Origin of the sequence: Deinococcus sonorensis KR-87, from assembly GCF_040256395.1 — a bacterium.
GTDB classification, from domain to species: Bacteria; Deinococcota; Deinococci; order Deinococcales; family Deinococcaceae; genus Deinococcus; species Deinococcus sonorensis.
Genome location: NZ_CP158299.1, coordinates 1,204,899 through 1,223,894, shown reverse-complemented (window position 1 = coordinate 1,223,894; position 18,996 = coordinate 1,204,899). Strand labels below are relative to the sequence as shown.

18 protein-coding genes, 1 tRNA gene and 1 pseudogene are annotated in these 18,996 nt (G+C 67.6%); 8 read left to right on the top strand and 12 right to left on the bottom strand.

What is annotated here, in order from left to right; genetic code table 11:
- Position 1: 1 nt before the first annotated feature.
- The 4 genes and pseudogenes from ABOD76_RS11340 to ABOD76_RS11325 all read right to left on the bottom strand — a co-directional run bounded on the left by ABOD76_RS11340 (position 2) and on the right by ABOD76_RS11325 (position 3,792).
- Positions 2-637, bottom strand: a complete 636-nt coding sequence (locus ABOD76_RS11340) for a phospholipase A2 (protein WP_350244952.1) — start codon at positions 635-637, stop codon at positions 2-4.
- A gap of 145 nt (positions 638-782) precedes the next feature.
- Positions 783-1,734: pseudogene (locus ABOD76_RS11335) on the bottom strand (electron transfer flavoprotein subunit alpha/FixB family protein).
- Positions 1,731-2,492: an electron transfer flavoprotein subunit beta/FixA family protein gene (locus ABOD76_RS11330; protein WP_350244951.1), complete on the bottom strand. Its 762-nt coding sequence runs from the start codon at positions 2,490-2,492 to the stop codon at positions 1,731-1,733. Before ABOD76_RS11330 ends, ABOD76_RS11335 begins: the two are co-directional and overlap by 4 nt.
- Before the next feature lie 160 nt (positions 2,493-2,652).
- Positions 2,653-3,792 carry an acyl-CoA dehydrogenase family protein gene (locus ABOD76_RS11325; RefSeq protein ID WP_350244950.1) on the bottom strand — a complete coding sequence of 380 codons (1,140 nt, stop codon included), beginning with the start codon at positions 3,790-3,792 and terminating at the stop codon, positions 2,653-2,655.
- Between the two features lie 109 nt (positions 3,793-3,901).
- Between ABOD76_RS11325 and ABOD76_RS11320 the strand changes: the two genes are divergently transcribed.
- Entirely contained in the window at positions 3,902-4,387 is a 486-nt protein-coding gene (locus ABOD76_RS11320; RefSeq protein WP_350244949.1) for a hypothetical protein, read from the top strand.
- Between the two features lie 4 nt (positions 4,388-4,391).
- On the opposite strand, the gene ABOD76_RS11315 is transcribed toward ABOD76_RS11320, so the two are convergent.
- The 3 genes from ABOD76_RS11315 to ABOD76_RS11305 form a co-directional block, all read right to left on the bottom strand.
- Positions 4,392-4,712, bottom strand: a complete 321-nt coding sequence (locus tag ABOD76_RS11315) for a YrdB family protein (RefSeq protein ID WP_350244948.1) — start codon at positions 4,710-4,712, stop codon at positions 4,392-4,394.
- A 166-nt stretch (positions 4,713-4,878) separates the two neighbouring features.
- Positions 4,879-6,585, bottom strand: coding sequence for a bifunctional metallophosphatase/5'-nucleotidase (locus tag ABOD76_RS11310; protein WP_350244946.1), 1,707 nt, complete (start codon positions 6,583-6,585; stop codon positions 4,879-4,881).
- 183 nt (positions 6,586-6,768) lie between these two features.
- Positions 6,769-7,950 carry an acyl-CoA dehydrogenase gene (locus ABOD76_RS11305; RefSeq protein ID WP_350244945.1) on the bottom strand — a complete coding sequence of 394 codons (1,182 nt, stop codon included), beginning with the start codon at positions 7,948-7,950 and terminating at the stop codon, positions 6,769-6,771.
- 109 nt (positions 7,951-8,059) lie between these two features.
- Between ABOD76_RS11305 and ABOD76_RS11300 the strand changes: the two genes are divergently transcribed.
- The 5 genes from ABOD76_RS11300 to ABOD76_RS11280 all read left to right on the top strand — a co-directional run bounded on the left by ABOD76_RS11300 (position 8,060) and on the right by ABOD76_RS11280 (position 12,664).
- Complete coding sequence (locus ABOD76_RS11300; RefSeq protein WP_350244944.1) at positions 8,060-8,434, top strand: hypothetical protein; 375 nt, start codon at positions 8,060-8,062, stop codon at positions 8,432-8,434.
- 66 nt (positions 8,435-8,500) lie between these two features.
- Positions 8,501-9,490 (top strand): 4-hydroxy-3-methylbut-2-enyl diphosphate reductase, encoded by a 990-nt coding sequence (ispH, locus tag ABOD76_RS11295; RefSeq protein WP_350244942.1) that lies wholly within the window; start codon positions 8,501-8,503, stop codon positions 9,488-9,490.
- Positions 9,491-9,511: 21 nt separating this feature from the next.
- The gene (locus ABOD76_RS11290; RefSeq protein WP_350244941.1) at positions 9,512-10,978 is read left to right on the top strand and encodes a S10 family peptidase; all 1,467 of its coding nucleotides are present in this window, start codon (positions 9,512-9,514) and stop codon (positions 10,976-10,978) included.
- Between the two features lie 74 nt (positions 10,979-11,052).
- Positions 11,053-12,459 carry a dihydrolipoyl dehydrogenase gene (gene lpdA, locus ABOD76_RS11285; RefSeq protein ID WP_350244940.1) on the top strand — a complete coding sequence of 469 codons (1,407 nt, stop codon included), beginning with the start codon at positions 11,053-11,055 and terminating at the stop codon, positions 12,457-12,459.
- Between the two features lie 130 nt (positions 12,460-12,589).
- Positions 12,590-12,664, top strand: a tRNA-Glu gene (locus tag ABOD76_RS11280).
- Between the two features lie 110 nt (positions 12,665-12,774).
- Here the strand turns inward: ABOD76_RS11280 and ABOD76_RS11275 are convergent.
- On the bottom strand, positions 12,775-13,332 hold the full coding sequence (locus ABOD76_RS11275) for a hypothetical protein (RefSeq protein ID WP_350244938.1): 558 nt from the start codon (positions 13,330-13,332) through the stop codon (positions 12,775-12,777).
- Between the two features lie 122 nt (positions 13,333-13,454).
- On the opposite strand from ABOD76_RS11275, the gene ABOD76_RS11270 reads away from it, so the two are divergent.
- Positions 13,455-15,005: an O-antigen ligase family protein gene (locus ABOD76_RS11270; RefSeq protein ID WP_350244937.1), complete on the top strand. Its 1,551-nt coding sequence runs from the start codon at positions 13,455-13,457 to the stop codon at positions 15,003-15,005.
- Positions 15,006-15,007: 2 nt separating this feature from the next.
- Positions 15,008-15,805, top strand: a complete 798-nt coding sequence (locus ABOD76_RS11265; RefSeq protein ID WP_350244936.1) for a hypothetical protein — start codon at positions 15,008-15,010, stop codon at positions 15,803-15,805.
- On the opposite strand, the gene ABOD76_RS11260 is transcribed toward ABOD76_RS11265, so the two are convergent.
- Genes ABOD76_RS11260 through rfbB form a run of 4 tightly spaced genes read right to left on the bottom strand, consistent with a single transcriptional unit; the run spans position 15,802 to position 18,993 of the window.
- Positions 15,802-16,530, bottom strand: coding sequence for an SDR family oxidoreductase (locus ABOD76_RS11260; RefSeq protein WP_350244935.1), 729 nt, complete (start codon positions 16,528-16,530; stop codon positions 15,802-15,804). The two genes, ABOD76_RS11265 and ABOD76_RS11260, sit on opposite strands and share 4 nt — an antisense overlap.
- On the bottom strand, positions 16,530-17,075 hold the full coding sequence (locus tag ABOD76_RS11255) for a dTDP-4-dehydrorhamnose 3,5-epimerase family protein (RefSeq protein WP_350244934.1): 546 nt from the start codon (positions 17,073-17,075) through the stop codon (positions 16,530-16,532). Before ABOD76_RS11255 ends, ABOD76_RS11260 begins: the two co-directional genes overlap by 1 nt.
- Positions 17,072-17,968 (bottom strand): glucose-1-phosphate thymidylyltransferase RfbA, encoded by an 897-nt coding sequence (gene rfbA, locus ABOD76_RS11250; protein ID WP_350244933.1) that lies wholly within the window; start codon positions 17,966-17,968, stop codon positions 17,072-17,074. Before rfbA ends, ABOD76_RS11255 begins: the two co-directional genes overlap by 4 nt.
- Entirely contained in the window at positions 17,965-18,993 is a 1,029-nt protein-coding gene (gene rfbB, locus ABOD76_RS11245) for a dTDP-glucose 4,6-dehydratase (RefSeq protein WP_350244932.1), read from the bottom strand. Before rfbB ends, rfbA begins: the two co-directional genes overlap by 4 nt.
- Positions 18,994-18,996 lie beyond the last annotated feature (3 nt).

Here is an 18,996-nt window from a genome sequence, read left to right as displayed (position 1 = left end):
CTCAGAAGCTGCTGCTGCCGCCCACCCGGACGCCCTCGTAATACGCATACGCCGCCGAGTAGCAGGCCGGGCGCTTGTACCAGCTCTTGGCCGCGCAGATGCTCTTCATATTGGTGTAGAAGGCCGAATCGGTGGTCTGGCGGTTGGCGTCGGTGCGCTCGTAGACCTTGAGGTTGCGGTAGCCGAAGTCGTGGACGTTGCAGGCGGGCCGGAAGTCCTCGCGGTAGCCGAGCCCCAGGCCGTCGGGGGCGCTGCACCCGTCGCGGCTCCAGTCCAGGCCGCTGTACGGCAGGCTGGTGCCCGCGTAACTGGCGTACTGGCCGTCATAATTGGCCACCGTGCCCCATCCCACCCACTTGACGTAGGCCAGCCGGTCGCTGGCGAGGTCCAGGCTATGGATGACCGGCGCAGCGGGTAGCGCCAGCGTGGCGGGCCGCTCGCCGTAGGCCTCCTGCAGCGCGGCCAGCAGGCCCGGATCGTTGGCGTAGCGCTGCAGGATCGCCTGGCTGCCGGCGTCCTGCAGCTCCGGACGCTCAGCGTAGGGGGCGGTCAGCGGCTGGGGGCTGGGCTGGGCGACCTGCTGACCACAGGCGGCGAGCAGCAGCGGAACGGCACTGGCAATGAGCAGACGGCGCATGGTTCTCCTCCAAGCTGAGCTGGGTTGTGGAACGGTCTTCAGCGTAGCGTGACCGGGCCGCGTCATCCAGAGGTCAGTGCGGGAACCACGAACCGGCCCCGGCCTCCACATCGGGAAGCCGGGGCCGGAGGGCCTGCCGGAAACGTCAGGCCTTGCTGGCCGCGATCAGTGCCGGAACGATCTCGTTGATGTCGCCCACGATGCCGTAATCCGCGACCTTGAAGATCGGGGCCTCGGCGTCCTTGTTGATTGCCACGATGTAGCGGCTCTTGCCCATGCCCGAGAGGTGCTGCACCGCGCCCGAGACGCCCAGCGCGATGTAGGCCTTCGGCTGCACCGTCTTGCCGGTCTGGCCCACCTGCTCGGCGTAGGGCCGCCAGCCGGCGTCCACCACCGCGCGGGTGGCGCCCACTCCGGCGCCGATGCTGTCGGCGAGGCCCTCGACGTACTTGCCGAAGTTCTCCGGGTTGCCCACGCCGCGTCCGCCGGTCACGATCACGTCGGCCTCGGTGAGCGCCACGCGGCTGCTCTTCTCCACGCTCCGGCCGGTCACGGTCACGCGGGAGGTCGGCAGCGTCAGGTCCACGTCGTACTGCTCACCGGGGGTGGCCAGCGGCTCGGCCGGAGCGAAACTGCCCGGCTTGGCCGTGACCACCACCACCGGCCCCTCGGCGCGCACCGTCTCGGTGACGTCGGGCGAGGTAGGTGTAGCGCTGCGCCTGCAGGCCCGCCCCCTCGGACGTCAGGCTGATGGCGTCCTCCAGGTAGGGCGCGTCCAGCCGCACCGCCACACGCGGCGCATACTCGCGGCCCGAACGGCTGCCGCCAATGATGACGGTGTGCGCCTCGCCCTCCTGGGCGATCTGGGTGGTGGCTGCCGCCCACAGCTCGGCGTTGTACTGCGCCAGCGCGGCCGTGTCGCCCACCAGCACCTGATCGACGTAGCGGGCTGCCTCGTTGGCCACCTCCGCCACGCCCTGTCCCAGCACCAGCAGGGTCACCGGACCTTCCCGGCCGCTGCCGCGCGCCGCCGTCACCATCTCCAGCGTGCTCTTGGAGAGCTTTCCACCGCTGTGCTCCGCCACAATCAGAATCATGCCAGCACCTTCGCTTCGTTTCTGAGCAGGTTCAGCAGCTCTGCGGCCGCCGCCTGCGGGTCCTTGCCGTCAATCAGCCGGTTCAGCCGGGCGCGGCTCTGGATCTCGGCGCCCACGAACGCCACGGCCGGCTTCGCGCCGTACGTCTCCAGCGTGTCCTTGCGCAGTTCCTTCTTCTTGGCCTTCATGATGTTGGGCAGCGTCGGGTAGCGCGGCTCGTTGAGGCCCTGCTGGGTGGTGACCACGGCCGGCAGCGCGGCCGTGAAGCTCTCGTTGCCCTCATCCACGTCGTGGCGGCCGCTGATCTGCTCGCCCTCCACCTTCAGCTCGTTGGTCCAGGTGAGCTGCGGCCAGCCGAGCCGCTCAGCCGTGGCCGCGCCCAGCGCCTGCGAGTCCCAGTCGGCCTCCTGGCCGCCCACCAGCAGCAGGGTGGCACCCTCGGCCTGCGCCACCTGCGCCACGACCCGGCTCAGCGCAATCGGGTCCAGCCGCTCGTCGGTCTCGACGTGGATGGCCCGGTCGGCGCCCATGGCCAGGGCGGTCCGCAGCGCGTCCTCGTTGCGCTTGGGCCCGACGGCCAGCACGATGATCTCCTCGACGCTGGCGCCCGACTCGCGCACCCGCAGCGCCTGTTCCACGCCGTACTCGTCCATGCCGTCCATCACCAGGGTGGCCCCTTCCAGGTCCACCGCGTTGCCCGAGGTCTTCACACGCGCCTCGGCGTCCGGCACCTGCCGGATCAGGGTCAATATCTTCATGGTGCCTCCTAGGGGTCAGGGTACATTATTGAACTGGGTATAATTTTAGCACACCCCAGCAAACCCTTGAGCTGAACAGAAGCCCACGGCCCGCTGAGCGCAGCAGTCCAAACCACAGTAATCCTGGTGGCTGCCCGGCACGAGCCACCACCCGCGGTTGCTACTTCAACAGGTTTCTGGAGATCACCACGCGCTGGATCTCGTTGGTGCCCTCATAGATCTGGTTGAGCTTCACGTCGCGCAGCAGCTTCTCGACCGGGTACTCGCCCACGTATCCGTAGCCGCCGTGCACCTGTATCGCCTCGTTGGCGGCGTCGAAGGCCATCTCGCTGCAGTAGGCCTTGGCAATGCTGCTCTCGGTGGCGTGCGGCAGGCCCTGGTCCACCAGCCACGCCGCCTTCCAGGACATCAGGCGCCCGGTCTCGATGCCCATCAGCATCTCAGCCAGCTTGAACTGGATGGCCTGGAAGCTGGTGATCGGCTTGCCAAAGGCCTCACGCTCCCTGGCGTACTTCACGCTCTCGTCCAGCGCCCGCCGGGCAATGCCCACCGAGCCGGCCGCCACCGGAATGCGGGTCTTGTCGAGCGTTTTCATGGCGATCTTGAAGCCGTCGCCCAGGCCGCCCAGCTGATTGGCCCTCGGCACCCGAACGTTCTCGAACACCAGCTCGGCGGTGTGCGACGCGCGCTGGCCCATCTTGTGATGGATCTTGTTGGCACTCATGCCCTCGGGCATGCCCTCCACCACCAGCGCCACCGTGGCGCGGTGTCCGCCGTTGCGGTCGGTGGTGGCGAACACCACCGTGATGTCGGCCTTGCCCCCGTTGGAGATCCACATCTTGGTGCCGTTCAGCACCCACTCGTCGCCGTCCAGCACGGCGGTGGTGTGCATAGCCGCCGCGTCGGAGCCGTTGTTCGGCTCGCTGAGCGCGAAGGCGGCCAGCGCCGGCTTCTCCACCAGCGGGGCCAGAAAGCGCTTCTGCTGCTCCTCGCTGCCGCCCACCAGAATCGGGGTGATGCCGAGCTCGCTGGCCATCAGCACCGTGTAGATGCCCATGCAGCCGTAGGCCAGCTCCTCCCCGATCAGGCACTCGTCCAGCATGCCCAGGCCCAGCCCGCCGGCGTGTTCCGGCACCGACAGGTTCAGCAGACCCACCTCGTGGGCCTTCTCCACCACCTGCCAGGGCAGTTCTTCCTTCTGGTCGTACTCGCTGGCGATCGGAATGATCTCGCGGCGGGCGAAGTCGCGGGCCAGCTGCTGCAGCTGCTTCTGTTCGTCGGTCAGGGAAAACTCGATCATGGTGGCCTCCTGGCGCAGGCCCGATCAGGCTTGCCCGCCTGACGAACGCCCGCTTGTTTTGACTGAGTTCAAAATAGCAGCATCCGGCCGGGAAGTGCCATCATGCCCGGTGCTGCCGACCCTCAATCTGACGCCCGACGAGGCCCAGGCCCTGCTGCTGGCCGAGGGCGACCGCCTGGCCAGCCGCCTGATCCAGCATTTCCCGGTGGGCCTGCACAACCTGGAGCGCGCCCATCTGGTCGGCCGCACCGTGGCCGTGACGCTGGTGGAGGCGTTCCTGCCCACCGCCGAGACCATCACCCGCCGGCTGGCTCAGCCACTGAGCCTGTACGTCAGCGCCGACACGCGGGGCCGTCCGGAACTGCTGGCGGTCAACCGCGACGGAGAAGCGCTGGAACACCTGCCGGTGGACGAACTGCTGGAACGCGCCCTGTACGTGCGGGGCCGGCTGCATCCGCAGGTCCGGGCCGAGCTGGTGGCCGCGTTGCAGGCGGAGAACGAACGGGGCGCCAGCCTGGCCCTGGTACGGCTGTTCCGGCTCCCCCAGGTGCTGGACGCCACCCGCCATTATCTGAACCGTTACGCCGGGCGCTGAAGGGTCAGGCTGGGTCCGGCAGCAGCGAGGTGCCCAGGGCAACCAGCAGGAAGACCAGGGCGGGCCAGCGTCCGGCCAGGGTCCCCAGCGCTGCCCCCGCCACCAGAAACAGGACCGCCTTCAGCAGCAGTCGCGGTCCGCTCGGCAGCGGCAGGGTGGCCCGCGGCGCCACAAACAACCCCCAGAGTACTGCGAAGACCAGCGGCAGCCCGAGCGCGGCCAGCAGCTGAAGGCCCAGCAGCGAACTGCTGCGCCAGCCCCACACGCCCAGGCCCACCGCAGCCACCAGCTCCGACAGAAATGCGAATATCGCAAGCATCATCATGGGGCCTCCCCTTCTGGCGACCAGCCGGCCCATGTGGCCGCGCCAGGCTGCTCCGAAGGTGAACAATGTTCACCTTGAGATAAGTCTACATTTGCGCTGAGACCACGTCAAGATGAAAAAGCGTGCCGATCCACCAGGGATCGGCACGCTCCAGCGTCCTGCGACCTTACTGACCGAGCTTGATGATGCGGTCCTGAGCCGGCGTGGCCAGGGGCTCGTTGGCCTTCAGGTAGGCGTTGAAGGCGTCCACGTCCGCCAGGTTCGGCTGCTGCAGCACGTTGGTGCCGTTCTTGAACTCCACGAAGCTGTCGCCACCACCCGCGATGAAGTTGTTGACCACCACGCGGTACCCGGAGGTGGGGTTCACCACGGTGCCGTTCAGCTTGATGCTGGCGGCGTCCACCTTACTGCCGTCCGGCTTGCTCAGGTCGTAGCTGTAGGTGAAGCCCTTGCTGACCTGCAGGATGCGCGGGCCGTTGCTCTGGCCCTGCCACTGCTGCTCCAGCACCGTCTTGATCTGGGCGCCCGTCAGGGTCATGACCGTCAGGGTGTTGCCAAACGGCTGCACCGTGTAGGTGTCACCAAAAGTCACGGTGTTGTTTGCTGCCGAGGGCAGCAGATCGGCACGGATGCCACCCGGGTTCATGAACGCGATCTGGGCCGAGCCGTGCGACGCGTCGCTGGTCGCGTACAGCTGGCTGTCGGCAATCACGTCACCCAGCGCGCTCTCGCCGGCCGCGTTCTGCGTCTTGGAGATGGACGGCGCGGCGATCTTGGCAATCGGGGTCAGCTTGATGGTGTCGGTCAGCCCCTTGGCCTTGGTGACCAGCGCGCTCAGGTCCTGGCTCTTGGGGATGGTGGTGTCAGCACTGGCGTCCATGATCACGTTCGCAGCCGTGACGTTCAGCACCTTGTGGGCGACCAGGTCCAGCTTCAGGTCCACGCGCTGCAGCAGGTGGCCGTAGAAGTCACCCTGAATCACGGTCTTGTCGCCCACCTTGCAGTTATAGCCCTGGTGAGTGTGGCCGCTGATGATCACGCTGACCGCTGGATCAATGGCGTTGGCAATGTCCACAATCGGGCCGGTCAGGGTCGTGCAGGCCGAGGCCGCGTAGCCGTCGGGCGAGGTGCCGCCCTGGTGGATCAGCACGAAGATGGCGTCCACCTTCTTGGCCTTGAGTTCGGGGATGTACTTGTTGATGCTGGCAGCCTCGTCCAGGAAGTCCAGCCCCTTGATGCCTTCCGGCGACACGATGTCCGGCGTGCCCTTCAGCACCGCGCCGATGAAGGCGACCTTGGCGCCGCTCTTGGTGGTTTCGATCTCATAGGGATCGAAGACCGGCTTCAGCGTGTCGTGGTACACCACGTTGGCGCCCAGGTAACGGAACCCAGACTTCGGATAGGGATTCTGGAACTTGCAGGCCTTGGTGGTGTCGTTGCTGTCGCAGCCACCGTTCTGCATGCGCAGCAGTTCCTTGAGGCCCTGGTCGAACTCGTGGTTGCCCAGCGAGCTGACCTTCATGCCCATTTTGGTCATGGCGATGATGGTCGGCTCGTCACGCAGCAGGCTGCTGGTGACCGGGCTGGCGCCGATCAGGTCGCCGGCTCCCACGAACAGGGTGTTGGCGTTCTTGGCCCGCACGCTGTCCACGTAGCCGCCGATGATGGCCGCGCCGCCGGTCGGCAGGTTGATTGTCTTGGTAGAGTCCTTGGGATCGGGAATCTTCTTGCCCGCGAAGCCAGTGGGTTCCAGGTTGCCGTGGAAGTCGTTGAGGCCCAGCACCGTGACGTCGGTGGTGGTGGGTTTGTTGCCCAGGTTCGAACAGGCCGACAGGCCCAACACCAGCGAAACCAGCATGACGTTCTTTTTCATAAGTCCTCCGTAGGGTGGCGTGGTGGCGTCAGGCGAATGTCTGCCGGGCAGCGCTGGGCCGCTCGGCGCCTGAGCCCGGTTTCACGCCCGGGCTGTTCTGGGTTGTTTGCCGATGATACCCAACTGAAACATTTGCAACACACTCATGGGCATCGGCTTAAGGGCCGCTCAAGCCACCGCCGTTCAGCCCAGCCGCTCCAGCACCGCGCGCGCGATCACGATGCGCTGAATTTCGCTGGTGCCTTCGTAGATCTCTGTGATCTTGGCGTCTCGGTACAGCCGCTCCACCGGATACTCACGGCTGTACCCGTTGCCGCCGAAGATCTGTACCGCGTCTCTGGCCGCGTCCACGGCCACCTCCGAGGCGAGCAGCTTGGCCATGCTGGCCTCCTGCCCGTGCGGCTGCCCCTGGTCCTTGAGCCAGGCGGCCTTCAGCGCCACCAGCCGCGCGGCCTCGATGCGGGCGGCCATGTCGGCCAGCTTGAAGCTGACACCCTGCTGCTCGGCGATGGGCCGGCCGAACTGCACCCGCTCGCGGGCGTAGCGGGCCGCATGTTCCAGGGCGCTGCGGGCAATGCCGATCGCCTGCATGGCGATGCCGATGCGTCCGGCGTCCAGGCTGGAGAGCGCGATCTTGAGGCCCTGCCCCTCGGCGCCCAGCAGGTGCTCGTGCGGCACCCGCACGTCGTCCAGCTGGACGGTGGTGGTGTGGGCCGCGTGCAGCCCCAGCTTCTCCTCCGGCACGCCGGCGCTCAGCCCCGGCGTGCCACGCTCCACGATGAAGCAGCTGACCCCGCTGGCCCCGCTGCCGCCACTGCGGGCCAGCACCAGGTAGGTGTCGGCCTGGTTGCCGCTGGTGATCCAGGCCTTGCTGCCGCTCAGCACCCAGCCGTGTTCGTCGCGCACGGCGCGGGTCCGCAGGCTCGCGGCGTCCGAACCGGCCTCGGCTTCCGTGAGGCAGAAGGCGCCCAGCCGCTCCCCGCTGGCTAGCGGCCGCAGGAACCGCTCGCGCTGCTCATCGGTGCCGTGGCGCAGCAGCATCTGGGTGGGCAGGCCGTTCTGGACGCTCACGATCACGGCCACGCTGGCGTCGGCCGCCGCGATCTCCTCCAGGCACAGCGCGTAGGTCACGGTGTCCAGCTCGGCGCCGCCCCACCGCTCGGGCATGGTGGCCCCCAGCAGGCCCAGATCGGCCAGCCCGCGCAGCTGCTCGCGCGGGTACTCGCCGGAGCGGTCATAGGCGGCACTCTTGGGCAGAATCTCGGCCTGGGCATACTCGCGCACCGTCTGCACGATCAGGCGCTGCTCGTCCGACAGGCCGAAGCCGAAGGTGCCGCTCGGGGCGGCGGTCAGGGGACTGGTCATGCCCGCAGTCTACCGAACGGGCGTTTGTTCCGCTGTCTCTTCACACACGGGTGGAGATGCATAAAATTCCATCGCCCGGCCGAGCGCTGCCGCCTAGACTCAGGCCCTCATGACGGCCCTCCCCTGGACTCCAGAAGCGGCGCAGCTGCTCGCGGCGGCCAACGACCTGTTTCCTGACCGCTACCACCCGCATCTGGACCAGCGCGAGCGCTGGCAGATCATCGACGAGCGCTCGGGCCGCTGCGTGGGCCTGGACCATGACCCGCTGCAGGCCGCCCGCACCGCCCTGACCAGCGCCCGGCTCAGCCACCACAAGGTGCGCCTGCACCACACGCCGGGCCGCACCATTCATCTGCCGGCCCCGCTGTGGACCCGGCTGGACGCCGAAGCGGCCCGGCTCGGCTGGAGCGTCAGCCAGCTGATCGAGCAGCGGATGGAGCAGACGTTGCCTGCCCCCGGCGAGCACCCGGAAGCGGCCAGCTGAACAGAGCAGGGGGCGGGCCGTGCCGTGGCCACCGTGTGGTCCGGCCGGCCCCGCTACACTGACCGCATGATCGAACGAGTGGTCCTGGCCAAGCCCCGCGGATTCTGTGCCGGCGTCGTGATGGCGATCGGCGCGGTCGAGAAGGCTGCCCGCCAGGAACAGCAGCCGGTGACGGTGTACCACAGCATCGTGCATAACCACACGGTGGTGGAGCGGCTGGAGCAGCAGCACGGCGTGCAGTTCGTGGAGGACCTGGACAGCCTGCCGCAGGCGGGCGGCAGCGACACGGTGGTGTTCAGCGCCCACGGGGTCAGCCCGGTGATCCGGGAACAGGCGCGGCAGCGCGGCCTGTCGGTGATCGACGCCACCTGTCCGCTGGTCACCAAGGTGCACACCGAGGCGCGCAAGTACGCCCGCGAGGGCTACAGCATCCTGCTGATCGGTGACAGCGCCCGGCATCAGGAGGTGATCGGCACCAGCGGGGAGGCCCCGGAGCACACCATCCTGGTGGGCGTGCTGGGCAAGAGCGGTCCGGGCCTCCACGACCCGCACACCGTAGAGGTGCCGGACCCGGAGCGGGTGGTGGTGCTGACCCAGACCACCCTCAGCGTGGACGACACCCGGCGCACCGTGGACATTCTGAAAGCCCGCTTTCCGGCGCTGGTGGTGCCGCCCAGCGAGGACCTGTGTTATGCCACCAAGAACCGTCAGGACGAGGTGCGGCGCATCGCCGGGCAGGTGGACGCCTTTCTGGTGCTGACCAGCACCCACTCCAGCAACGGCATGCGCCTGCTGGAACTGGCCGAGGCCGAGTGCGGCCGCGCCTACCGGCTGGAAACCGACGCCGACCTGGATGGCCTGAACCTGCAGGGCGTGCGGTCGGTGGGCATCACCAGCGCGGCCAGCACGCCGGACGATCTGGTGCAGGCGGTGGTGGAGCGGCTGCGTCAGCGCAACCCTGAGCTGCAGGTCACGGAGGAGGGCGAGTGGGAACACATCGAGTTCCGCGAACCCAAAAAGCTGCGTCCGGAGGAGCAGGTCAGCCGGGTCCGCTAGGCGGCTCTGGTACGGTAGGGCATGACCGATGCCCCTCCCCCGTCCGCACCCGCTGCACCCCAGGACCAGGTCAGCGTCACCCACCACACCCTGCACCTGAACGGCCGTGAGCTGCGCTACACCGCCACCGCCGGCACCATGGTGCTGCACGAGGAACGGCTCAAGGAGGGCGCGGTCGAGGGCGCCCGGCCCCAGGCCGAGCTGTTCTTCGTGGCCTACGCGCTGGAGGATCAGGACGCGGCGACCCGCCCGCTGACCTTCAGCTTCAATGGCGGCCCCGGCAGCAGCAGCGTGTGGCTGCACCTGGGCCTGCTGGGCCCGCGCCGGGTGGTGATGGGCGACGCCGGCCAGCTCACCGGGCCGCCCTATCAGCTCACCGACAACGAATTCACCCTGCTGCTGCACTCGGACCTGGTGTTCATCGATCCGGTCAGCACCGGCTACTCGCGCGCCACGGAGGGCAACAAACCCGCCGACTTCCACGGCTTCCAGCCGGACATCGAGACGGTGGGCGAGTTCATCCGGCTGTGGACCACCCGCGCCGAGCGCTGGCTGAGCCCCAAGTTCCTGATCGGCGAGAGCTACGGCACCACCCGCGCCGCCGCCCTGAGCGGCCACCTGCAGGAGCGCCACGGCCTGTTCCTGAACGGGATCATGCTGGTGAGCAGCATCCTGGACTTCTCGACGGTGGACTTCACCCCCGGCCACGACCTGGCGTATGTGCTGCACTTTCCCACCTACGCGGCCACCGCGTGGTACCACGGCCGGCTGGACCCGACCCGCACCCTGCCGGAGGTGCTGCAGGAGGCCGAGGCGTTCGCGGCCGGCGAGTATCACCAGGGCCTGTTCCGGGGCGCCCGCCTGACGGACGAGGAGCGGCAGCGGCTCGCCCAGACCTATGCGCGGCTCACCGGGCTGGATGAGGCCTTCGTGCTGCGCCACGACCTGCGGGTGCCGCTGGACCGCTACACCAAGGAACTGCTGCGCACTCAGGCCCGCACGGTGGGCCGGCTGGACAGCCGCTTCACCGGCATGGACCGTAACGCGGGCGGCGGCGAGTACGAGTACGACCCGAGCATGAGCGCCATTGTGGGGCCGTACACCGCCGCCATCAACCACCTGCTGCGTCACGAACTCGGCTACCGCTCGGACCTGCCCTACGAGGTGCTGACGGGCCGCGTGTGGCCCTGGAGCTACCGCGAGTTCGAGAACCGGCACGTGCGCGTCTCGGACACCCTGCGCGGCGCCATGCACCGCAATCCTCACCTGAAGGTCTACGTGGGCAGCGGCTACTTTGATTTCGCCACCCCCTACTTCGCCACCCGTCACACGCTGGACCACCTGGCACTGGACCCGGCGCTGCACGGAAACATCCGCGAGCACACGTATGAGGCGGGCCACATGATGTACGTGCACGGCCCCAGCCTGGCGCAGCAGAGCCAGGACCTGGCCAGCTTCATCGGCTGGGCGACGGGCCAGGACAGCTGAGCATCCGGGCCTCTCCCCTGTCACCGTGCCATGGACCCTGTTGTCGGCTGGCCCAGCGCTAGACTCGGATGAGTATGGAGACCTTCGATGTCGTGGTGATTGGCGGCGGACCCGCCGGATACGTGGCGGCCATCCGCTCGGCCCAGCTTGGGCTCAAGACCGCGTGTGTGGACAGCTTCACGCGCAATGGCAAGGGCTCGCTGGGCGGCACCTGCCTGAATATCGGCTGCATTCCCAGCAAGGCCCTCCTGGACAGCAGCGAACGCTACGAGATGATCCAGCACGAGGCGGCCGAGCACGGCATCAACGTGCAGGGCACCTCGCTGGACGTGGCGAAGATGCTGGCGCGCAAGGACAGCGTGGTGGACAAGCTGACCGGCGGCGTGGCGTTCCTGTTCCGCAAGAACAAGGTCACCAGCTACACCGGGCTGGGCCGGCTGGTGCGTCAGGAAGGGGACGGCTGGGTGGTGGACATGGCCGGCAGCGAGGTGCTGGCCCGCAACGTCATCGTGGCGACCGGCAGCAGCCCCCGGGCCCTGCCGGGCGTGCAGTTCAGCGAGCGCATTGTGGAGAACAGCGGCGCGCTGAACTTCCCGGAGGTGCCCGAGCGGCTGGGCGTGATCGGGGCCGGCGTGATCGGCGTGGAGCTGGGCAGCGTGTGGCGCCGGCTGGGCGCGACGGTGACGGTGCTGGAAGCGCTGCCCGGCTTCCTTATGGCCGCCGACGCCGCCGTGAGCAAGGAGGCCCTCAAGCAGTTCCAGAAGCAGGGCCTGGACTTCCACTTCAGCGTGCGGATCGAGGGCATCGAGGAGCAGGGCGAGCGCGTGAAGGTGCGCTACACCGAGAAGGAGCAGACGGTGGAGGCTGAATTCGACCGGCTGATCGTGGCGGTGGGCCGGGTGCCGCACACCACCGGCCTGGGCGCCGAGGCAGTGGGCCTGGCGCTGGACGAGCGCGGCTTCATTCCGGTGGATGCCCACTACCGCACCAACCTGCCGGGCGTGTACGCCATCGGGGACGTGATCGGCGGCGCCATGCTGGCCCACAAGGCCGAGGACGAGGGCGTGGCGCTGGCCGAGCAGCTGGCCGGGAAGCCGGGGCACGTCAACTACAACGTGATTCCCTGGGTGATCTACACCAGCCCGGAAATCGCCTGGGCCGGGCTGACCGAGGCGAGTGCCAAGGAAAAGGGCCTGAAGGTCCGGACCGGGCAGTTTCCCTTCTCGGCCAACGGCCGGGCACTGGGCCACAACGACACGCGCGGGTTCGTGAAGGTGGTGGCGGACGCCGATACCGACCAGATTCTGGGCGTCCACATGGTGGGACCCAACGTCTCGGAGATGATCGCGGAGGCGGTGACCGTGATGGAGTTCGGCGGCAGTGCTGAGGACCTGGCGCGGACCGTGCACGCCCACCCCACCCTCAGCGAGGCGGTCAAGGAGGCGGCGCTGGCGGTGGACAAGCGGGCCATTCACGCCTGAACCAGACGTTCCGGGCGGGCAGGGGCAATTGACAGCCCCCTGCCCGCCCTGTATTCTGCTGTGCGTGCTGAAAAGCACCCCTTGAAAGGGCAGCAACCGCATTCTCCGGAATGCTCACAGCTGAAGGTGTGGCCCCATCGTCTAACGGTTAGGACACTACCCTTTCAAGGTAGCGATACGGGTTCGAATCCCGTTGGGGTCACCACGGAAACCTCTGCTCAGGCAGGGGTTTTTGCTTTGCAGCCAAACAGAGAGGGGGGCCCGGAACACTGCCGGGCCCCCCTTTTCAGCCAGGGCGCGCACGCCCTCCTCGGCTCAGATGAGCTCGCCCCCATGACGGGCCGCTGCAGCGCGCACCACGTCATCCGGCACCGAATCCTCGACCGCGATCGCCCGACCGCCGCTGCTGTGGCTGGCTTCCATCCGGCTGTAACGGTCGTCGTCCACGTACTGAGCTCCGGCGCCATAGCCGCCGCTCCCGGTCTCGTCTACACCCGCCGCGCCACCGATGGCGCCGACGCCCGCACCCACACCGGAGCCCAGGGCCGTCATGCCCAGCACCACCGGCAGCAGCAGCCCTCCGGAAGCCGCGGTGGCCACCGCACCCACCACGCCGCCCGCGACGGCGCCAGCAACGGTGCCCTTGACGGCGCCCTCGCCCGCGTCCTCGGCGGTGCCGCCGCCCATGCCTTCCACCGGCCCGGTGCCGTCAAAGTCGCGGCGGTCATCGTTGAGCCGGGTGTCCGAGCCGCTGTACTGACTCTGCCGGTTAAAGCTGGCCTGCCTGGTTTCCGGCTGGATCACGCCCTGCGCGAGCAGATCCTGAACGAAAGCGTCGGCCTGTGCGGTACTTGGGAAGATGAGGTGTTTCATGCGGCCACTCTGACAAGTGCAACGCGCTGTTCCTATGAGAAATACACCAAGTCAGGTTGCCGCAGCCTTGACGTGACCGTCAGCCAGAGAGGGATGGTCCGGCTCGCTAGACTGGGCGGCAGATGACCGCCCCCCTTTTCTCCCGGGCACAACGCTTCATAGTGGCCTGGCTGGCGCTGCTGCCGACGTTACCCTTCCTCAGTGTGTTGTCTCTGGGCTCGCTGCACTGGCGCGCCCTTCCCAGACAGTTTCAGCTGATCTTTGCTGTGATGGCCACCACCCAGATGATCGCTGCCGCATTGAGCCCTTCACCGTTGCTGTCACTGGCGCTGGCGGCCGGACGGCTGCTTCTGGTACTTGCCCTGATTGGAGCGGGGCACCGTCTACAGACGGCGCAACTGCGCTGGGCGTTGGTGGGTCTCGGCGTGGTGTACGTCACTGCTTATGCCGACGCGCTGCTGGGACAGCGCAGCGCGTCCCTCCTGACCATCCGGCTGTTGCACCCGTTTCTGACCCCACCCTCGTTGGGGCTGGCCGGGGCCGCCGGGGTGCTGCTGGCGGTGGCCGCCTCCGGCGCGGCGCTGTGGTGGCGCCTGCCTGTCGGCCTGCTCGCCCTCAGCGTGTGTGTCCTGAGCGGCAGCCGCTCTCCCCTGCTGGGGCTGCTGGTGGGCCTGCTGGTCATCCTGACGGCGCGACGTCGGCGCTGGGCAGCCCTGCTGGTGGGTGGGCTCGCCTTCCTGGCCCTGACGGCAGCCGGCACCCTCAGCACCAACAGCGTATTGGAGCGCTACGCCTCCATCAGTAACACCGACCGTGACCTGATCTGGAACAACACCCTATCGGTCATCCAGCCTCACCTGTGGAGCGGTGTGGGGCCATATCAGCTGGGCGGGTTCCTGCAGCCTCCTGGGCAGTCATGCGAGTTGTGGCCCTCACTGACGGCGCGTGGCGTGGGCTGTCCTTTAGCCGTACAGCATCTCCAGGGCGCTTGGCTGATCGCTCATAACCTGATGCTGCACCAACTGGCCGAAACCGGGCTGATCGGCACCCTGGGCTATGCCCTGCTGCTGGGCTTGGCCGTGCCACTGATGCTGCGCTCCAGCCTGCCGGTGGCCGGGCTGAGCCCCCTGCTGTTGGTAGCCAGTCTGGTAGACAATGTGCTGCTGGTGCCCAGCCCCTTCTTTGCCGAGCTGTTCTGGATCGGCCTGGGGATGGCGCTGCGCGAGGGCGCCACTTCCGGCACCCCTTCTGCCGTCCTGCTGGCACCGACGCGGCTGGTGCTCAGTGCCTGCGCGGTGGCTGGCCTGTATCTATATCCGCTCTGGACATCGCTGTGGCCGCACCCTCGTCCCACCACGGTACAAGTGGTGGCTGCCAGCGGTGCCCGCCACTGGCCCCGGAACCAGCCCTACCGGGTGGATGTGCTCCTGCAGGGCCATGGCAGTTACCGTGTGGTGTTGCGCGGCTGCCTGAGCAGCTGCCGGACTCTGGGCATGCTGCCGGTGAACCTGGACAGCGTCAGCTCCCAGCCCTGGGACGGGTGGCTGGAAGAACGGCTCCCCACCGCTCCAGGGCGGGCCACCCGCGTGCTGCTGGAACTGTATCCGCTCAATGCTCCGCCCTTTTCGATCCAGCCGCTGGCCCGCAGCAGCTGGCTGGTGGATGAGCGGTGAGGTTGGCATTGATCGCCGCCATTGCGGGTGGTCTGCTGCTCATCGCTGCCTGTGGCCTGGCTGTGCAGCGGTTCAACAGGGTAGCCATTTCTCCTCTGCCTGTGGCGCCTCTGACCGCCTGCCAGCCGCAGCAGCTTGCCCGGGGCCAGGCACGCTGGGACGCCCCGGGTCAGGGTGGCTTTCTGTATGGCAACGGCACGCTGCTGCTGCAGGCGTGCCGCAAGGGTCACTGGACGCTGCAGGTCAACGGCACCGCCATGCAGGGCATTCCGCCGCATCTGATCATCACCAGCGGCATCCAGCCGTTGCTGGAACGCGACGTCAGCGGTGTGCTGACCCTGACCGTGCCAGCAAAAGCGGGACAGCCGCTGGCTCTGACTGCACCGAATACCCTGGTGGTGCTGGAGGCGCGCAACCTCTATGTGGACCACTTTCATTTTCAACCGCAACGTCCCTGTCTACAAGGGCCGGTAGAGCTGTCGTCTCCGGATGTCGGGACGCTCGGACCCACAAAAATTCAACTGCTGTCCAACGGAGCGGTCTCCCTGATCGCCTGCGGAGCCGGTGAGGCGACCTTTCAGCTCTCCGGCAGTGAGACCGCCGGTGTGGGACCGCTCGCTACGGTCCAAGTTGGCGGACACACGATCTTCCGGGGACTCATCGCCACTCAGCGTTCCCGAACCCTCCGCCTGCCGCTCCGTCAGGGCGAACAGCTGCAGATCAGCTTTTCAAACGACGCCGCCCGACAGCTGGATCAGCGGCAGATCGAGGTGAACCAAGCCGTCTTTCAGGCGGACTAGGCGGAGGAAGACAGCAAGGCGCGCAGCTCGCGCCACCGCCCGGAATCCAGGCTGACGTCGCCCGGCAGCCGGACACCGGCGCTGGCCCGGGTGCCCTCCTGCACGTCCGGCCGTCGCCGCCGAGCCAGCTCATACACACTCTTGCGCTCGGTGGCGATGTGCAGCACCTCATCCGAAATATCGGGCGCGTGCTGGATGGCCAGGGCAATGTCCAGCGCGATAATATCCACGTAGTCCTGGCTAGTAAAAACGTCGCTAAACGCCACCGGATACGCGAACTCCCGGGGCCGGAAGCTGGTACGGACGATCAGGTGCCGGGTGGCCGCGCGGGCGGCCTCCTCGGCTACGAGCTTGGTCAGGGCGTAGTAGTTGACCGGGGGTCCAGGCGTGTCGGTCTCGCGGTAATGGCCCTGGTCGCCGTCAAAGACGTAGTCGGTGCTGATGTGCAGCAGTTTCGCACCTACCGCGTTAGCCGCCTGCGCCATGTGGCGGGTGCCTTCCACGTTCACCTGCCAGCAGCGCGCCCGGTTCCGCTCAGCTGCGCCCACGTCGGTGTAGGCCGCCGCATGGACGATCACGTCGGGCTGCTCCCGATCAACGACCGCCCTTACACTTTCCGGATTGGTGACGTCGAGTTCCGAACTCGCAGGCGCCACCATTTCAGGCAGCAGCGCCTGCAGTTCCTGGCCCAGCCGGCCGCTGCCGCCGGTGAGCAGCACCCGCATCAGCCGCGGTCCTCAGCCCACAGCTGCGCCCCGAAGTGGTCCCACGGCAGTCGCCCCTCGTTCGGGTCTGCCAGGTTGAACTGCGCGTCCATGCTGTAGAGCAGGGTCGCGCCTTCAACCCCCGCCTGATACCCGTGGGCCACTCCGCTAGGAATGTGCACCACCGTGGGCTGCTCGCCGCTCAGGACCAGCCGGCGCCGCACGCCCAGGGTGGGGCTGCCGGCCCGGCAGTCCACCAGCCAGACGGTCAGCTGCCCGCCGATCACACACCACAGCTCGTTCTGCACCTCCTTGACGTGGATGTGAAAAGCGTTGATGCGAGACGGTGCCGCCCACGACACGCTGATCTGGCGCGGCGTGAGCGAACCGGGCAGCCCCTGGACCCCAGCCTCGTCTAGCCGCAGGTACTCCATGAACGCCCCGTTCTCGCTGCGGTTCTTGCGCAGGGCATGGACCCACACGCCCTCGATCTGCGGGGCGGCCGGGTAGGTCTCGAAGGTCAGGGCCTCGGTGTACTCAGGGGCCAGCTCAATACGGTGGGTCATGGGCGTCTGCCCTCCTGGCTGAGTTTGATCAGGTACTGGCCGTAGCGGTTTTTGGCAAGCGGGCGGGCCTGCTCCAGCAGCATCTCGGTGCTGATCCAGCCGCTGCGCCACGCGATTTCCTCGGGCGAGGCCACCTTCAGTCCCTGGCGGTGCTCGATGGTCTGGATGAAGCTGCTGGCCTCCAGCATGCTCTCGTGGGTGCCGGTGTCCAGCCACGCGAAGCCGCGCCGCATCAGCTGTACATCCAGCAGACCCGCCTCCAGATAGGCGTTGTTCACGTCGGTGATTTCCAGCTCGCCGCGTGCCGAGGGCCGGATGCTCTTCACGATGTCCACCACCTGCTGGTCGTAAAAATACAGCCCAGTCACCGCAAAGTCAGACTTGGGCGCGCTGGGCTTCTCCTCCAGCGACACTACCCGGCCCGCGTCATCGAACTCCACCACCCCGTACCGCTCCGGATCGCTCACCTGGTAGGCAAACACCGTGGCGCCCTGTGCCCGGCCGTCGGCCGTTTCCATCAGGTCCGAGAGGTCGTTGCCGTAGAAGATGTTGTCGCCCAGGATCAGGGCGCTGGGCCGGTCGCCCACGAAGTCCGCGCCGATCAGGTAGGCCTGCGCCAGCCCGCCGGGCTCCGGCTGCACCGCGTATTCCAGCTGGAGGCCCCACTGGGAGCCGTCGCCCAGCAGCTGCCGGAAGCGCGGCGTATCGTCCGGGGTGCTGATGATCAGAATCTCGCGGATGCCGCCCAGCATCAGGGTGGTGAGCGGGTAGTAGATCATCGGTTTGTCGTAGATCGGCAGCAGCTGCTTGCTGACCGCCAGGGTGGCCGGGTACAGCCGCGTACCGCTGCCGCCCGCCAGGATGATGCCGCGCCGGCCCGTGAGGGTGGTCACGGCTGCCCGGTTCCTGCCAGCCGCGCCCGGTACTGGGCGTCGTAGTAGGCCCGGAACTCACCGCTGCGGATCGGCGCCCACCACCACTCGTTCCCGGCGTACCAGCGGGCGGCCTCGGCCACCGCCTCTCTGGGGTCGTACTGCGGCTGCCAGCCGAGCGCCCGTAGCTTGTCCACGTTCATGCTGTAGCGGCGGTCATGGCCGGGCCGGTCCGTGACGTGCCGCACCAGGCTGTGGTCCCTGCCCAGCACGTCCAGGACAATGTCCACCATTTCCAGGTTGGTCATCTCACGGCCAGTCCCGACGTTATACACCTCACCGATACGGCCATGGAGCAGCACTGCCTCAATCCCGGTGCAGTGATCGTGAACGTGCGCATAGTCGCGCATCTGCAGCCCGTCGCCGTAGACCGGCAGCGGCTCACCGAGCAGGGCATTGGTGGCAAACAGCGGCACTGCCTTCTCGGGGTACTGATAGGGCCCCACGTTGTTGGCGCCGCGTGTGATGGTGACCGGCAGGCCATACGTGATGTGGTAGGCCTGCACCAGCTGATCGGCAGCGGCCTTGCTGGCGGCGTAGGGACTGCGTGGCAACAGCGGATCCGTCTCGACGCTCTGGTGCTGATCCGGGATGTGCCCGTACACCTCGTCGGTGCTGATGTGGTGCAGCCGCAGGCGCAGCTCGCGGGCCACTTCCAGCAGCACGTGAGTGCCGCGCACGTTGGTGTCGGTGAACACCAGTGGCCCCAGGATGCTCTGGTCCACGTGCGTTTCGGCAGCGAAGTTCACGATCAGGGTGACGCCCTGCTCCTGACAGGTGCGGCGCACCAGCGCCTGATCGGCAATGTCACCGACCACCAGCGAGAGGCGCGGATCATCCCAGAGGTCGTGCAGGTTCTCCCGGCGGCCTGCATACGTCAGCTTGTCGAGAATCACCACCCGGCCCTGGGCATGCTGCGAGAGCCAGTAGCGGACAAAGTTGCTGCCGATGAAGCCGCAGCCGCCAGTGACGAGAAGTGTGTCCATACT